The following is a 16386-nucleotide window of genomic DNA, read 5'->3' on the forward strand; positions in this document are numbered from 1 at the left end:
TGGTCACAACCCGTACAAAATTACAATAAACAACAATAAAACAGTCTCCAGCAATTCGTTTAAAGTTCCGTATATATCTCCCGTAAGTCCACCCAAGCGGCGGTTAATACGGTTTGCCGTGAAGGTTCCAACACCGTAAGCCAAGACCGGAATCAACACAAAACCTATCGAGATTGGAAGGCTCTCAGAATATGAAAGGAACGTCTGTATGGTTGATCCTGCCAACGACAGATTCCCAGTATCCCTTGTTGCTGTAGCCAAACCTGCCAGAAGATATTGTCCTACGGCAGCACTCAGGGTCACTAATACAGCCCAGAATACGGCTAACCCTACGCGTCCACCACTCATATCAGCAAAACGCGCAGCCAGCCCATCATCATTACGGGCTTTAGGCCAGCGCTTCATTGCATGTACCATAAACCAGCGGCTCCAAACCATCGGAAGCAGCAGTAAGCCAGACACATTCCGTTCAACCAACACTGTATACAGCAAAGAAGCCTTGAGCATGAGTAGCAACACACAAGCAATAACGCCCATTGCTCCTACACGGCTATCCTTCATAATCTCCAGCATCCGCTCACGGGATCGGTAGCTGAACAAGGCATCAGCCGCATCCATCCACCCGTCCAAATGCAATCCGCCCGTCAACCAAACCCAGACAACAAGCGTAAGAATCGCACACGGCAACGGCGGCAACACCATAGAAGTAAGCGCCGCAAAGCCCCAGACAATGATGCCAATAACCACTCCGACCAGCGGATAATAACTTGCACTGCGTTTAAGCAAATCCGGGGAAAAATCCAATTCCGCCTTCACCGGAAGACGCGTTAAAAATTGAAAAGCCGCAGCAACAGCCTGACGTTCGCGGCTCATAGCTTATATTCCAACTGTTTGAGTTCTACGGGAATGCCCGCCGTCACCAAAAATACTTCATCACAAAGACGGGCAATCCGCTGATTCATAACCCCACTCAAATCCCGATACAGCCGACCAAGCGGATATTCGGGCACAATACCGTCACCAACCTCGTTGGTCACGATGACGAGCTGCCCCGGATACTGCTCCACAGCTGCCGCCAGTTCATTAATGGCAGCTCTGGACGCAGCTTCGCCGTCCTCGCCTGCGGCCAGCAGCACGTTCGACAGCCACAGGGTTAGGCAGTCGACTAGCACCATAGGCGCGGGTGATGGCTGCGACGCTTGATCGCCGCCAAGCCGTCGCAGCAGCTCCGGCAGCGCCTGCGCTTCCTCCAGAGTCTGCCAGTCGTATCCGGCAGACTCGCGCTGGACCCGATGAAGGGCGATGCGCTCCTTCATCTCCATGTCATAGGCTTGCGCCGTTGCAATGTAGCAGGCGCCAGGCGCGCGCGACATGCATAATCGCTCGGCAAAGCCGCTTTTCCCGCTGCGTGCCCCGCCGGTCACGAGCGCTTTCATCGCTGCGCGGCTCCCTGACCGTCCGATACGCCTGCATCGGCAAAGGTCGCCATTTCGCGCATAATGCGGCACGCCGCATCAATCAGGTGCAAGCTAAGCGCACCGCCTGTGCCCTCCCCGAGCCGCATGTCCAAATGAAGCATGGGCTCCAGCATGAGCTGGCGGAGCACCGCCGCGTGCCCGCGCTCGTCCGAGGCATGCGAAGCAAGCATGTACGCAGCGCTTGCAGGCGCAAGTGCACGCGCTGCGAGGGCGGCTGCGCCTGAAATAAAGCCGTCCAACACGACTGGACAGCGATGTGCGGCTGCCCCGAGGATGACTCCTGCCAAGGCGGCAATCTCCAGACCGCCGACCTTAGTGAGCACGTCGAGCGCATCATTTGCATCTGGCTGGTTCACGTCCAATGCGCGGCAGACAACCGATATTTTACGGGTAAGCCCAGCCATATCTACACCCGTCCCCCGGCCTACGATAACTTCCGGCTCCAGTCCGGTGAGAGCACATACGACCGCAGCGCTGGCTGTCGTATTCCCGATGCCCAGCTCTCCGGTAACGAATAGCCGTGTGCCACCTTTGACCGCTTCTGCTACGGCTTCAGCTCCGGCCAAAACCGCCTGTTCCGCTTCCGTACGCAGCATCGCTGGCCCTTTAGCTATATTCGAAGTACCCATGCGTACCTTACGGTCCACCAGATTCACGTGAGCGACATCCGCATTCACGCCAACATCTACCACCTTGACATCTGCGCCCGCATGGCGTGCCAGCACATTAATTGCCGCGCCACCTGACAGCATGTTATACAGCATTTGCTGTGTAACCTCAGCCGGAAAGGCACTGACTCCCTCTTCACACACACCGTGATCCGCAGCCATGACCATAACCGTTTTACGATCAAATTCAGGCTTGTCCACTCCTGTAATTCCTGCTAGCTTGATGGCCACACTTTCCAACTTTCCAAGACTTCCCGGTGGCTTTGTTAATTGGTCCAAATGGGATGAAGCTGCCGAGGCCGCCACCACATCCGGCTGGGCAATGCTATCGATCAGCTGACGCAGCTTGTTGTTCATAACTTCCACTCCCTGCTCTTTTTAAGTGTGTTTCATCGTTTATTTAATCTGCTGTATCCGAAGCACTCCTGCGCAGCAAGAGCTGCGGCACACCGCTATCGGGATGCGGAAGCATCACAGGCTCAACACCGTATACTCGTCGAATCCGATCCTCGGTTAATAACTTCGATGAAGCTCCCAATCCTTCAACCATTCCATCTTTGAGTACAAGCAAATCTTCGCAAAATTGGGCTGTCAAGTTAAGATCATGCAAGACCGCAATGATCGTCACACCCGTTTCTTGGCGCCAATCTGCCAGCAGTTCCATAAATTCAAGCTGATAGCGCAAGTCCAGATAGGTCGTAGGCTCGTCCAGCAGCAATATTCGTGGCTCCTGCACCATTACTTTTGCCAAAGCTACACGCTGTCGCTGTCCCCCACTCAAGCGGTCCAATGCTCTGTCCGCCAGCGTGGTAAGACCCAATCGCTCTAGCACGCGATCCGTGATCGCCTCCACATCAACACCCTTTTCCCTGCCTAGCCAGTCCTGATGAGGAAAACGTCCCATTTCTACGACTTCCCTGACGGTGTATCCCACTGGAGGAAGCCCTTCCTGTTGGAGTACGGCTATGAGTCGGGAAAGCTCTTTTCTGCTGTAGCTACCGACCTTTTTGCCATAGATATGAACGTTTCCCGAAGTTGGCTGATCTACACCGGAAAGCAAATGCAGCAAGGTGGATTTTCCACTGCCGTTCGGACCAATAATCCCCCACCAAGTTCCTTCGTCGACGCTCCAGCTTATATTCTTTAACGCATGGAACTCTCCATAGGCACGTGTTAGACCCGCTACCTCTAACGCCCGATCATGTACCTTCTGTGATTCACTTTGTTCTGTCACAGCATTTCCCCCCTGCGCAGCTTCTTGTTCCGGTACAGGAGATATGCGAAGAACGGTGCCCCAACAAAGGCCGTCATCACGCCCAGAGGAATTTCCGTGGGGGCTAACAACGTGCGAGCCGCCGTATCTGCCCAAGCCATAAAAATAGCTCCACCGAGCGCAGATAATGGAACAATCATCCGGTAATCAGGCCCTGTCACCAGACGAATGATATGCGGTACAACGAGTCCCACAAAGCCAATCACTCCACATACCGAGACAGCGGCTGCTGTCAGCAGCGTGGAAATGATCAGAACAGATAGCTTCGTCGCATCTACATGAACTCCCATGTGAGCCGCCTGACGTTCACCCAAAGCCAAAATATTCAGCACACGTGCCCGGTTCCATAGAAATACCAGTCCTATGACCACATAAGGTAAAAGGATTCCTGTATATGACCAACCGCGCAGGCTAAGACTTCCCATCGTCCAGTACAATATTTCATTGACCGTCTCCTTCGACATGGCTGTCAGAAAGGAAACAACCGCCCCCAGAAAGGATTGCATCACCACACCCGACAAAATGAGACTTTGTGTCGGAATTTTTCCACCTTCCCGTGCCAACGTCAGCACCATCCACAGCGTCAGCATTCCGGTCGTAAATGCCACTAGCGGCAGCGTCCATATGCCAACAAATGAAAATTGAAGGCCCCAATAAATCAGTACTGCCGCTCCTACCGAAGCCCCCGAGGATACCCCCAGTGTATACGGATCAGCCAAAGGATTACGCAGCACACCCTGAAATCCGGCTCCCGCCAGCGCCAGCGCTGCTCCTACCAACATTCCCAGTAACACTCGTGGCAATCTGACCTTCAAAATAATTTGCTCTGAGGATGTATTCCAATCCGGTGTAAACGTATCGCCTAACCATGGAAGGTGGTTAACCAGAATGCCCGTGATCTGGCTGACCGGAAGCTTGGCCGAGCCGATGCCAAGACAGAACAGTAGCGTCAGTAACAGCAGGACAAGACCTGTTCCTCCAAAGCCGATCAGTTTACGGTTCATTTGAAAATTTCAGGATACACGCCCTTGGCCACTTCCTTGAGACCTTCCGTTACGCGTGGACCCGGACGACTAATCAAATTATCATCCACGGCAAATACCCGGTTGTGGCGAACAGCCGATATTTGATCCCATCCACTGCGAGCTTTAATGATTTCGCCGAGCGTTTGACCAGTTTTGTCGTCCTTGACACTTTTGCTGTACAAAATCACGTCAGGGTTCGCAGCAATAATATTTTCCTCACTAATTTGGTACCACCCCTTCTGCGTGGCACCTACATTTTCGCCGCCCGCTAACGTGATCAGCTCGTCCATAAACTCGCCTTTACCAACTGTCCAGCCTGGTGAAAACTCGACGTATACCCGCAGCTTCTGCCCTTTACCGATATTTTTAATTCCTTCTTTCACTTCAGCTACATCTGCTCTCATCTTGTCAGTCACCGCTCTCGCTTCTTTCTGATGATCGGTGATTTTCCCATACAATTCGATGTTAGCCATGACATCTTCAACTGTCTTCGGTTCCGTTTTAAAAATCATAATTCCCATATCGCGCAGCTTGGTCGTAGCCTGTTCACTAAGTGATATCCCTGCAAAAACGACTTCCGGGTTAGCAGCAATGATCGCCTCTTCGTTCGGTTTCATAATACCGCCCACTTTAGGCTTTTTCGTAGCTGCTTCTGGGTAATCAGAGTAGTCGGAGACACCGACAATTTCCTTATCCAGCCCGATGGCGAACAGCGCCTCGGTTTCTGCCGGGGAGACGGAAACGATTTTATCCGGCGCTTTTTTGAATGTAAATTCCTGTCCTGTTGCATCCTTAACTGTGAGTGGGTAAACTGTTTTGCCCGGAGGCTCTTGTGCGGTTACGGTCTGTCCCGGCTGCTGTGAAGAAGTCTGGTTCTCTTTATTTTCAGCATTTTTCCCATTAGCTCCACATGCACTCAGCACAACTGCCAAAATCAGAACCAATAGACCTGTTGTCCAAACCTTTATTTTTTTTCCTGCCATGATTTGCACCCCTTCATAAAAAAATCGTTAAGAGCGTTACTTGAACATCATCAGATATCTTCTAAATCCAGCCTTCTTTTCCTATCAAAAAAACCCCGCATCCTCATATCAGGACACAGGGGTTACGTTAGCGCAGATCGTGCGCAGGCGGCAGCTTCTTTCCGCATGGACAGTCACTGCGAACACGTCATCCTTTCCTCGAAGGATTATGGTGACAGGCGGACGGGCAGGTATCCTGACTTATGGTAAAATGCATGTCCTGAAATTCTTTCATATGCTTAGTAGCACATAAAGCAGGACTAACGGGCATGTTTCCATTTACAGTGGCGGGACCGCGCCGGACTCACACCGACTTCCCTTTTAACAGCGCAGGCAAGGGAAACCATAGTTTCATCACGCTGCGCCGACCTCGTCTGCTGGATATTTGATGTAGTGGTAGTCAAGCCGTTCTTTTACTTGATGATTATAGGTTAAAAAGAGGCGGCTTACAACCCAAACAGCCTCTTTATCCGCTGGTGTCTAACCTAATGAGGAAGCATTTCTGCTATGTAATTGTGCCGTCCTGCCAGCCTCAATTGAATCCTAAATGCTTCTCCCGGCTTCGGATTCAAACTCCAAAAATCATGGCCCGGTATCAGCATGCAAGCTAACTGACGAATTACGCCACCATGCGTAACGACCAAAACAGAGGGTGGCGCAGCAGTCAAATCCATGGGTTGAACTTCCATAGCAACACGCCATTCATACAGAGAGTCAAGAAATTTCCGTAGACGATTCACAAAATCTGCCCAAGACTCTCCTCCAGGAGGGGTTATCCGTTGCGGCTCATCAATCCAAGCGCGATACAACGACACATCCTTGAGCATGTCATACGTTTTTCCATCCCACTCACCAAAATGAAGCTCTCGCAGACGTGGTTCCATCATAGGAGACGTAGTAGATAGGGAACCTCCAGACGTCAATTCTGATTCCGGCACAATGATCTGCAAGGTCTGGCGACATCGCATTAAATCGCTGCAATAGATTCGAGCAAAGGACTGCCCTTGCAATTTTTCTTGCAAAGGCTTTAATTCCTGCTCTGCTCCCGGTAGCAAACCTAAGTCGGAGTGTCCTAGATATCGACGTTCCTTGTTCCATAAGGTTGTGCCGTGACGAACTAACACGAGTTCCATGTCCCAATGCAGATCTTCTTTAGCATCATACGGCACCTTATCCTCCTGTGAGTTCGGACTTTGTGCGTATTCTACTGTCCTTTTTGCTGCTATATCTTGTTTCAAGATCATGTCACTTCCTGCTCGATCATTATTCAGTGTGTCACTCCTCACCGCACCCATCCCAAGGCAAAACAACCTGCGGCTCCTAACAAACACAATCCTACAAACATACTGGACACGGCGAACATCAACTGGATCGTATGCCGTATATCTTTCGACTCTAGCGGTCGTATCCAATCGCCCATGTATGCACGAAAGGAGCGCACGCCATGATACACATTATAGCCTCCAAGACGAATCCCCAGTGCACCGGCAACAGCCGATTCCGGGAAGCCACTGTTCGGGCTTGGGTGCAGACGAGCGTCTCGCTTGACTGTGCGCCAGCTTCTTGCAGCATCTCGCTTGTACATCCACGCCGCTACCACAAGCATTGCCGCTGTCAGGCGTGCCGGAATGTAGTTAGCGACATCATCCAGACGTGCTGAAGCCCAGCCTAAATGCAGATACTTTTCATTTTTGTAGCCAACCATGGAATCGAGCGTATTCACAGCACGATAAGCCAGCGCCAAGGGTGCTCCCCCGATCAAGGCATAAAAAAGCGGGGAAATAATCGCGTCCACGATATTTTCAGCGACCGTTTCGACGGTACCGCGTACAATCTCAGGCTCATCAAGCTGTTGCGTATCTCGCCCAACTATCATGCCCAGCTCCCGCCGTGCCGCAGCCAGGTCATCCGCCTGCAACGCTCGGTATACTGCCATTCCTGCGTCCTTTAGTCCTTTGGAAGCAATCGTGGTCGCAATCAGCACCATTTCTACGCCGACAGACAACCACGGATGAATCCAGGCAAGCAAGTGCAATAGCGCCCAGGCGAGCGTAAAGGAGCCTCCCGCCACAATGAGTGGAAGCAGTATACCCGCACGTTTCAACCCCCGGTCACTTCGGGCCTGGCGGCGAATCGCTTTTTCCAATGCTGAAATGGCATATCCCATACCGATGACTGGATGTGGCAACCACCTCGGGTCACCGATCAGCCTGTCCAAAAGATAGGCTGCCAGGATAATCAAGCTAACTGTCACGCCGCTGCTCCTCCTCCAGCACTTCACCCAATACAGACAGCAGCCTGTCGTTGGCTTCTGCATCCTTGACCGCAATTCGAAAATGGCTCGTCGTCAGTCCCGGATACATAGCACAGCTACGTATAAGAATTCCGCGTTGTCCAAGCGCCTGCTGAATCGCCGATGCGCTCCACGTACCCGGCGCCCTTGCCAGCACGTAATTGGCTTCGCCGGGAACGACACCGCAGCCCCATTCCGCCAAGGCGGTCAACAGGCGGTTGCGCTCCGTAGCAATCAGCTCCTGTGTTTGGTGCTCATATGCTTGCCCACTTCTCAAACACGCCTCCCCAGCCAGCAACGCCAATCCATTCACACTCCAGGTCACCTGTTTGGCCGTCATTCGCCGGATATAATCTGGATGAGCAATCGCATAGCCCAATCGCAAGCCAGGAATGGCATAAAATTTGGTCATTGACCGGATCAAAATCACATGAGGATAACGATCCAGCACAGGCAGTAGTGAGATTCGCCGTTCCAGCGGGATAAAATCAATGAATGCTTCATCCACCACCAGCACGGTACCCGTTTTGCCAGCCGCTTCTGCCAGTTCGCACAGCTCCTGCTTACCATATTGCACACCGTTTGGATTATTCGGCTGCCCAAGAAACAAAATATCTACCTGCTCCATGAGCTGAAGGATGTCCTCCACGTCCGCCTTCCATTGAAGCGAGGCCTTCCCGTACACCCGGTTGACCTCAGCTCCGAATTTGCCAGCCAGCTCCGCATATTCTGAAAAACACGGCTCCACTGTACCCACACGCTTAGGAGCCAGTCCCAATAGCAGGAGCGCCATACTTTCAGCCGCTCCGTTTCCGATACTTAGCGACTCCGGTGGAACATGCAGTCGCCGTGCGAGCATATTTTTAAAATTCCGATGCCCGGGGTCTGGATAGCGAATCACAGTGTCAAATGAGTGTTGCAGCGCCTCAAGCACCTCCGGCGGTGGACCAAGCGGATTAATATTTGCACTAAAATCTACAAAATCAGCAGCAGCCCCGCCGAATGTCGCCGCAGCTGTTTCCCTGTCACCGCCATGACCGTAAACCTCTATCATTACCTCTCATCCTTTCCGGCCGTTCCCAATCATTTAGCTCCATTATGAGGCTGCTTTTTGCGTCCCGTCAATGCAAATGAGCTTTTGTGTACATGGCTCACTTGGGTTACAATAGAAGGAGGCACACATAAATTACACAGTTTATATACGGAGGAATGGACATGCTGTTCATCGACAACCAGGGCATACACGATCCAGCCATTAATCTTGCTATTGAGGAATACGCGCTCAAGCATCTACCGCTGGATGACAGCTATTTGCTGTTTTATATTAATGAGCCTTCTATTATTATAGGCAAGCATCAAAATACTATTGAAGAAATCAACGCCGAGTTTGTTAGAGATAACAATATTCAAGTCGTTCGTCGCCTGTCCGGCGGTGGGGCTGTATATCATGACCTCGGTAATTTAAATTTCAGCTTTATTACCAAGGATAACGGGGAGTCCTTTCATAATTTCCTCAAATTTACGCAACCTGTTATTGATGCCCTGCGCCAAATGGGAGTAGAAGCTGAAATGACAGGCCGCAACGATCTACAGGTCGGAGAACGTAAAATTTCAGGAAACGCCCAATTTGCCACACGCGGACGGATGTTCAGCCACGGTACATTGATGTTTAACCTGAATCTGGACAATGTGGCTGCATCGTTGCATGCTAATCCCGAAAAATTCAAATCCAAAAGCACTAAATCCGTCCGCAGTCGCGTGGCTAACATCAGCGAACTGATGGACAGTGAGATGACCATAGAGCAATTTCGCGAGGAACTGCTGCGTTTCATATTCGGTGCAGAATTGGATCAGGTACCTCAATATAAGCTCACCGATACCGATTGGGCCAAAATCCATGAAATATCCAAAGAACGCTACCAATCGTGGGATTGGAACTACGGTCTATCCCCCGAGAGCAATATCAAGCACACACGTAAATTTCCGGTCGGCATTATTGATATCCGCATGGATCTTAAGGAAGGCTATGTCCGTGATATTAAAATCTATGGGGATTTCTTCGGCGTGGGTGACGTTGCTGATATTGAAAATATCCTGCGTGGCAAGCGCTATGATGAAGGTGAGGTACGTCAAGCCTTATCCTCTCTCGATTTGAAGCACTATTTTGGTAATATTGAGCTGGACGATTTTGTTGGACTTGTATTTTTGGAAGACTAACCGTTACTTTTTCCCATCGTTTCAAGCCAATACTTCAGTGGTTATAAGGGGACAGGCTCTTATAGGGGCCGTCCCCTTTTCATTGCGATATTGTCATTTTGAATATTATAAGATACAATTTTAACATTGCCCCATGATAGAGATAAAGGAGAGAATACCGATATGTATAAATTAATTGCCATTGATATTGATGATACACTCATTAACGACCAGAAAGAAGTTACACCAGCGACACAACAGGCATTAGAAGCTGCTGTAGCGAAAGGTGTGGTGGTTACCCTCGCTACTGGACGAGCTTATGCCTCTGCACATAAAATTGCTCGTCAGACTGGTTTGAACGTGCCAATCATTACGTACCAAGGAGCTTTGGTTAAAAACCTGCTGGACGAAAACGTGCTGTATGAGCGTTATGTTCCACTCGTGGCTGCACGTCGCCTGTATGAATTCTGCGTAGAACGCAATCTGCATCTGCAAACGTATATAGATGACAAATTGTACACACGTGAAGATAATCAGAAAATCAAAGATTACACAGAACTGAACAACACGGAATATTTTGTAGAGCCTGTATTCAGTAAAGTTATAGAGCAACCGGCTCCTAAACTGCTGATCATCGACGAGCCGGAAGTGTTGGATGAATTAATTCCTGAACTTCGCGAACTGCTTGGCAATGAAGTTCACATTACAAAATCCAAGCCTCATTTTCTGGAAATTATGCATCATGAAGGCACCAAGGGCCATGCGCTTACCTTCCTTGCAAACCATTTTGGCTGTGAACTGTCGGAAACGATTGCTATCGGCGACTCTTGGAACGACCATGAAATGCTTGAATGTGCTGGTCTCGGCATAGCGATGGAGAATGCCATTCCTGATTTGAAAAAGCTGGCTGATTACATCACTCGTAGCAATAACGAAGACGGTGTAAAACACGCCATCGACAAATTCGTACTCAATGTTGAATAAGCAAAAAGTGCCTGCTCCCATAATACTTAAATAAAGTAATACAACAACAAAGCCTCCAAACGTCGCATGATCAGTAACATACGACAGTTTGGAGGCCTTTTCTGTCAGATCATATAATAACCTGACCGCTATAAAATATCAGGCAGCAGAACGTACCTTGCGCCTGTTCACCAGACGGATAATTCCATTGTTCATAAGGATTAGTCCGGTCACAATGAGCAGCACCCCAGCCAGCATCCACCAGCTTACATGCTCTCCATACAACAACGCTCCCAAGCCCACCGCAATCGGCGGTGATATATACAGCCACGTCGTCGGAAACAGGGGATTTGTACGCTCCATGAGCCAGTAGAACAGTGTATGTGCAATCATTGAACCAAACAGGATCAGATAAAGTAAAGACCCCATGGCAGGAAGGTACTGCCACCCCTCAGAACTCCACGGTTCCGTGATCGCAGACAGTAACAGCAGCATCCATCCCCCATGGATCATTTGCGCCGCATTCAGGGCAATTGGGTTCGTTTCACGAAATACATCCATCACTCGCTTGGAATAAAGAGCTCCCCCGGAATAACACAGCTCCCCCAGCAAAATGACAAGGCATCCCGCCAGCCACAGACCACTGATCTGAACCGCCAATCCGGGCAGCACAACCAGTACCACACCAAGAAAGCTGATCATGCAGCCAACGACCGTAATCCGTGACGTTTTTTGCCGTAGCAGTACAGATTGCAAAATGACGATCATCATCGGCCCGGTAGCTGACAAAATAGCTCCGATCCCCGAGCTGACATATTGCTCTGCCCAATACAAGGCTGAAAATGTACCGAAGGTCGTTCCTGCTCCAATCAGCAACATTTCCTTACGCCATAATAACGACCATCGTACTTTTCCGGTCAGCTTCATAGCAATGAACAATATCGCCCCTGCCGCGAAAAAACGTACACCTGCCGATAGGAATGGTGGAAGTCCGGCTTCCACTCCCACTTTTATGGCCAAAAACGTTGTGCCAAAAATAAGACACATTACTGTAAACGCGATACCTATCATGATACGTCCCTCTCCCTTCAGTTGCTTTTAAGCATACAGGGGGACGAACAGAACAGATGTATAACTACAGAACAGTTGTATACGTTTTTAAAGTGCTATATAGTACAATACACAGAAAGGAGCGTGGACAGCATGGGTAAGAACAACAGCGAACTACTCTTTCCAGCCGATCATGCCTTAAAGCTGTATGAGCAGGTTATCCATTATGTAACTGTGCGGATTGATCGCGGGGATTGGCAAACAGACATGAAGCTGCCGTCCGTACGAAGCTTGGCTCAGGAGCTGGGTGTACATCGGCTAACTGTTTTCCGGGCATATCAGGAGTTGAAGCAACGGGGACTGGTCTATGTAAAAGACAAATCAGGATATTACGTTCATGCTTCCCAAGCGACTGGGCATGCAAAATATGCTGGCTACTCGGGACATTCGTCCATTGACCTCACGATTCACTCCGAATCTGCCCATGCGGCAGATGATCCGTCAGTTTCAGCCTGGAGAGGAATGGATGGACTTAGCCGCGTTCAATCGGTAAATGCGAATTTCCAGTTTTCCAAAGCGCTGATTGACCCCTCTCTCCTGCCCAACCGATTTTGGGGAGAGCTGATGATGCAGGTATTTGAAAAGCATCCAAAAGTAGCGGCCACCTATTCCGCTGTACAGGGCGATGCCGAGCTTCGGGAGGCCATGGCGCAGCATTTTAGCGTGGATAAGCATTTTGCTTTATCACCGGATGAAGTGCTGATTACCTCTGGAGCACAGCAAGCCATTGATTTAATTGCCCGATCTCTGCTCCGTACAGGAGACCGTGTATTGATCGAACGCCCTGCCTATGGCCCCGCTATGGAAATATTCCGTAGACTAGGCGCACGTCTGACTATGACTGATATTCGACCAGAAGGTTATGATATGGACCAGATTGAGTGGTGCATGAAAACGGAAAAACCACGCCTCTTTTATATGAATCCAACATTCCACAACCCGACGGGCTTTACGGTCCCCGATGAGCAGCGCAAACGACTGCCTGAACTAGCCGAGAGCTATGGCTGCCTTATTGTTGAGGATGACAGCACCTATGACATTAGCTTTGGGCAAAAGCCCCCTTCTCCGATTTTCGCCTATGATGTTTCGGGAAGCGTCGTCTACATTCGAAGTTACAGTAAATATGTCGCACCCGGTCTACGAATCGCAGCCGTGACCTGCCGACCACAGCTCATGAACAGCCTGCTGAACGTCAAAGCGTTAGTGGACAATGGATCGCCACTGCTGAATCAAAAGCTGTTTTTAGAATACTTTCAATCTCCACGTATGCAGCAGCATATTAAAAAGCTATGTATCGCGCTCCAGATTCGTAAGGAAACGATGGAAGACAGTCTCCGCGACTCCGGTTGGACGTGGACCAGCCCGGCAGGGGGACTCAACCTGTGGCTCCAGCTGCCTTCTACGTTGAAACCTAATGAATTACTTGCCAAAGGTATACAAGAGTCCGTATCCTTTGTCACCGGCAATGTGTTTGATCCCATCGGCGCAGAGGGTAAAACGCATATACGGCTGTCTTATTCATACGCCAACGAGCTACAAATCAAAGAAGGAATCTCCACACTTCTACGTATCAGTCGAACGATGTAAAGGTAAAGGGCACCTTTATTCTAACGGCAAACTCATGCCGGTGTGTGCCAAGCTAATCCCTTCCAGAAGCCCATAGTTGCGTGTGACATCCACATCATGGGACATATGTGTAAATACCGTGCTTTCAGGCTTAAGCCTTCCTATAAGCTCCTGAGCCTCCAGCATGTCATATACGGAACGGGTGGCATACTCGGCCTCCTCATGATAAAAACTCGTTCCCAGGACGAGCAAATTCAGATTGTGCAAGGGCAGAATTTCCGCCTCATTCAAGCCAATCGAATCCGAACAGTAAGCCCACGAGAAGCCGTCCTTTTCCAGACGATAAGCGTAGGCATATCCGTTCTTCCCGTGATTCACACGCCATCCCCGGATATTCCATCCGCCAAGTTGGGCTCCCTGGTCTACTGGAATAAGATCCAAGTTTCCAGAGAGCCAGGAAAATTGACGCAAGATCGTGTCAATCACTTCCTGTGGCGCGTACAAGCGACCTCTGTTCCCAGTCCAGCGACAGGCATCTGCCCATTCTGGTAATCCTCCAATATGGTCAAAATGTGCATGTGTCACAAGGATCGTAGGGATAAAACGCAGACCGCGCAATTCTAGCTGTCTGCGCCAGTCCGGGCCACAATCAATCATAAAGTCCTCCGTCTCGCTTTCGATCAGCACAGACGATCTCAATCTTACATTCGCCCCTGTCGTGCGAGCTTCTGTGCATACGAGACAATCACAATATACACGCGGAACCCCCATTGCATCCCCCGTGCCAAGAAAAATAAGCCGATTCATGGTTTAACTCCTATCTATATGGGTCTTTTTACTACTATTATAACGAACAGACCGATTCTACGTAAATCATCTGCGTAAATCCTTCCAGCTTCCAACGCCAAAAGGAGCATGCCCAAAGCCGTGAAATCAGGCTAGACATCCCCTCATGCGTGATCGTATTTATTTTTAGATGATGATAGGCATTGGATCTTCCTTCAGGCGGTTTTCCACCATCCAGCTGGACTGGTCATTATAGAGATAGGCTCGATGCACCAACACTCGCACCTGCTGACCAGGTTCCAGCGTAGACTTCTCCAGTGAGCGGTATGTCATGAGACGATGATCCCCGACCTGTACTTCAACCATCCACTCACTTCCACGAAAATGCAAATGCTTCACTATGCCTTCCTCGGTCGCCGACAGAAGCGTAAATTCCTCGCTTGGCCCGACATCAATATACTCCGGACGGATCAAGGCACGTGTTCCCACTCCAGCAGCTTCTTCGAAGCCTCTAAGACTGCCTGCCTGTTCAATCACTGTAGATTCCCCAATAAAGGAAGCCACGAACGGGGTACCCGGTTTTTTATAAATATCCCAAGGTGTTCCTTTCTGCTCCAGTCGTCCCTGATTAATCACCATAATTTCATCCGCTACTTCAATCGCCTCATCCTGATCATGGGTGACAAAAATTGAAGTAATGCCCACCCGCTCAATCAACTCTCGCAGCCAGGTGCGCAGCTCCTGACGAATCTTGGCATCAATAGCCGCAAAAGGCTCATCCAGCAGCAACAGTTGAGGCTCTGGTGCCAAAGCACGCGCAAAAGCAACCCGCTGTCGTTGTCCACCTGACAACTGATGCGGATAACGATGCTCAAAACCTTTGAGCCCCGTTAGTTCGACCAACTCTGTGACCCGTTCCTTGATGCGGGTTTTGGAGCTTTTTTTCACTTTCAGGCCAAAGGCAATATTGTCGTAGACGCTCATGTGCTTGAACAAAGCATAGTTTTGAAATACAAATCCGATTCCACGTTCCTGCGGGGACAGCTCGTTTACCCTTTTTCCATGAAAATGAATTTCTCCCGCATCCGGTTGCTCCAGACCCGCCAAAATGCGAAGAATGGAAGTTTTCCCCCCACCACTTGGACCGAGTAAGCCAATAAGATGGCCCGCCTGAATATCAAAAGATACGTCCTTTACTGCATGAAAATTACCGAAATGCTTGTTTAATCCTCTTACTTCCACATGCATATTCGTACACTTCCTTTCCGCTTCTGGACCTGTTCAGGCACAGCAGCAGCCTTGCTTACCGCAAAGCACGTACCTCATTTGAAACATTTAATTATTCCAATGCATATACTTTGTTTTTTCTTATGTGATACTTTATCAAAGGAAAGTAATTTTCGTCAACTCTATATATTATCTTAGGAATTAAAAGGGTAAAGTATTAAGAAGAAAGGAGATGGAGTCATTGCTGCATACTTTAGAATTATCCACTACACGGCGAGATGAAATGCGCGATATTACACGAGAGGTTGCTTCATTGATCGAAAAAAGCGGGGTACAACAAGGAACCGCACTTGTTTATTGTCCACACACGACAGCCGGCATCGCCATTAATGAAAATGCAGACCCAGATGTCAAACATGATGTGATGTTAAGACTAGATGAAGTTTATCCGTGGGAGCATCCCCAATATCGCCATATGGAGGGAAATACAGCTTCCCACTTAAAATCCATTACGACAGGCCCCTCACAAACAATCATCATCCATGATGGAAAGCTGTTGCTCGGACGATGGCAGGGACTTTATTTTTGTGAATTCGACGGACCACGCAGACGCCAATACCATGTAAAGATCATGGAGGGCTGACGGACCGGGTAAAAAAAACAGACCATGATGTTTTCCTGCTGGATGCATCATCGTCTGTTAAATCCTCAGTCGCTTTCGCAAAGTACCGTAATGATAAGTTACCGTCATGAAGTGCATACACCCAGAAAAGCGCCCT

At 49.6% G+C, this 16386-nt stretch carries 16 protein-coding genes and 1 riboswitch; of the genes, 4 read left to right on the top strand and 12 right to left on the bottom strand.

Annotated features, from left to right (window positions below):
* Window positions 1-3 precede the first annotated feature (3 nt).
* From cobS to cobD, 9 genes are all read right to left on the bottom strand, one after another.
* A complete protein-coding gene (gene cobS, locus MKX59_RS20940; protein WP_023987652.1) occupies window positions 4-873 on the bottom strand; it encodes an adenosylcobinamide-GDP ribazoletransferase in 870 nt (289 codons plus the stop codon).
* Window positions 870-1436: a bifunctional adenosylcobinamide kinase/adenosylcobinamide-phosphate guanylyltransferase gene (gene cobU, locus MKX59_RS20945; protein WP_053324914.1), complete on the bottom strand. Its 567-nt coding sequence runs from the start codon at window positions 1434-1436 to the stop codon at window positions 870-872. Before cobU ends, cobS begins: the two co-directional genes overlap by 4 nt.
* Window positions 1433-2503, bottom strand: coding sequence for a nicotinate-nucleotide--dimethylbenzimidazole phosphoribosyltransferase (cobT, locus tag MKX59_RS20950; RefSeq protein WP_340858856.1), 1071 nt, complete (start codon window positions 2501-2503; stop codon window positions 1433-1435). Before cobT ends, cobU begins: the two co-directional genes overlap by 4 nt.
* 43 nt (window positions 2504-2546) lie before the next feature.
* On the bottom strand, window positions 2547-3380 hold the full coding sequence (locus MKX59_RS20955) for an ABC transporter ATP-binding protein (protein WP_023987649.1): 834 nt from the start codon (window positions 3378-3380) through the stop codon (window positions 2547-2549).
* Window positions 3377-4423: a FecCD family ABC transporter permease gene (locus MKX59_RS20960; protein ID WP_340858858.1), complete on the bottom strand. Its 1047-nt coding sequence runs from the start codon at window positions 4421-4423 to the stop codon at window positions 3377-3379. The genes MKX59_RS20955 and MKX59_RS20960 overlap by 4 nt, the downstream gene beginning before the upstream one ends.
* Window positions 4420-5427 (bottom strand): ABC transporter substrate-binding protein, encoded by a 1008-nt coding sequence (locus MKX59_RS20965; RefSeq protein WP_160789903.1) that lies wholly within the window; start codon window positions 5425-5427, stop codon window positions 4420-4422. Before MKX59_RS20965 ends, MKX59_RS20960 begins: the two co-directional genes overlap by 4 nt.
* 208 nt (window positions 5428-5635) lie before the next feature.
* Window positions 5636-5829, bottom strand: a riboswitch (cobalamin riboswitch).
* Window positions 5830-5951: 122 nt separating this feature from the next.
* Window positions 5952-6710, bottom strand: a complete 759-nt coding sequence (locus MKX59_RS20970) for a histidine phosphatase family protein (protein WP_445669763.1) — start codon at window positions 6708-6710, stop codon at window positions 5952-5954.
* 38 nt (window positions 6711-6748) lie between these two features.
* A complete protein-coding gene (gene cbiB, locus MKX59_RS20975) occupies window positions 6749-7720 on the bottom strand; it encodes an adenosylcobinamide-phosphate synthase CbiB (protein WP_340858861.1) in 972 nt (323 codons plus the stop codon).
* Window positions 7710-8813, bottom strand: a complete 1104-nt coding sequence (cobD, locus tag MKX59_RS20980; protein WP_340858863.1) for a threonine-phosphate decarboxylase CobD — start codon at window positions 8811-8813, stop codon at window positions 7710-7712. Before cobD ends, cbiB begins: the two co-directional genes overlap by 11 nt.
* A 161-nt stretch (window positions 8814-8974) precedes the next feature.
* On the opposite strand from cobD, the gene MKX59_RS20985 reads away from it, so the two are divergent.
* Together MKX59_RS20985 and MKX59_RS20990 are read left to right on the top strand one after the other, a co-directional pair.
* Window positions 8975-9976, top strand: coding sequence for a lipoate--protein ligase (locus MKX59_RS20985; protein WP_340858865.1), 1002 nt, complete (start codon window positions 8975-8977; stop codon window positions 9974-9976).
* A 162-nt stretch (window positions 9977-10138) separates the two neighbouring features.
* The gene (locus MKX59_RS20990; protein ID WP_023987642.1) at window positions 10139-10939 is read left to right on the top strand and encodes a Cof-type HAD-IIB family hydrolase; all 801 of its coding nucleotides are present in this window, start codon (window positions 10139-10141) and stop codon (window positions 10937-10939) included.
* Window positions 10940-11077: 138 nt separating this feature from the next.
* Here the strand turns inward: MKX59_RS20990 and MKX59_RS20995 are convergent, their stop codons facing one another.
* Window positions 11078-11989: a DMT family transporter gene (locus tag MKX59_RS20995; protein ID WP_013309297.1), complete on the bottom strand. Its 912-nt coding sequence runs from the start codon at window positions 11987-11989 to the stop codon at window positions 11078-11080.
* 132 nt (window positions 11990-12121) lie between these two features.
* Between MKX59_RS20995 and MKX59_RS21000 the strand changes: the two genes are divergently transcribed.
* The gene (locus MKX59_RS21000) at window positions 12122-13615 is read left to right on the top strand and encodes an aminotransferase-like domain-containing protein (RefSeq protein WP_340858867.1); all 1494 of its coding nucleotides are present in this window, start codon (window positions 12122-12124) and stop codon (window positions 13613-13615) included.
* A 15-nt stretch (window positions 13616-13630) separates the two neighbouring features.
* Here the strand turns inward: MKX59_RS21000 and MKX59_RS21005 are convergent, their stop codons facing one another.
* Together MKX59_RS21005 and MKX59_RS21010 are read right to left on the bottom strand one after the other, a co-directional pair.
* A complete protein-coding gene (locus MKX59_RS21005) occupies window positions 13631-14401 on the bottom strand; it encodes an MBL fold metallo-hydrolase (protein ID WP_023987639.1) in 771 nt (256 codons plus the stop codon).
* Between the two features lie 165 nt (window positions 14402-14566).
* Entirely contained in the window at window positions 14567-15628 is a 1062-nt protein-coding gene (locus MKX59_RS21010) for a sulfate/molybdate ABC transporter ATP-binding protein (protein WP_023987638.1), read from the bottom strand.
* A gap of 220 nt (window positions 15629-15848) precedes the next feature.
* On the opposite strand from MKX59_RS21010, the gene MKX59_RS21015 reads away from it, so the two are divergent.
* Complete coding sequence (locus MKX59_RS21015) at window positions 15849-16250, top strand: secondary thiamine-phosphate synthase enzyme YjbQ (protein WP_023987637.1); 402 nt, start codon at window positions 15849-15851, stop codon at window positions 16248-16250.
* The last annotated feature ends 136 nt before the right edge of the window (window positions 16251-16386 follow it).

Source organism: Paenibacillus sp. FSL R7-0340 (assembly GCF_038002205.1).
GTDB lineage: Bacteria > Bacillota > Bacilli > Paenibacillales > Paenibacillaceae > Paenibacillus > Paenibacillus polymyxa_B.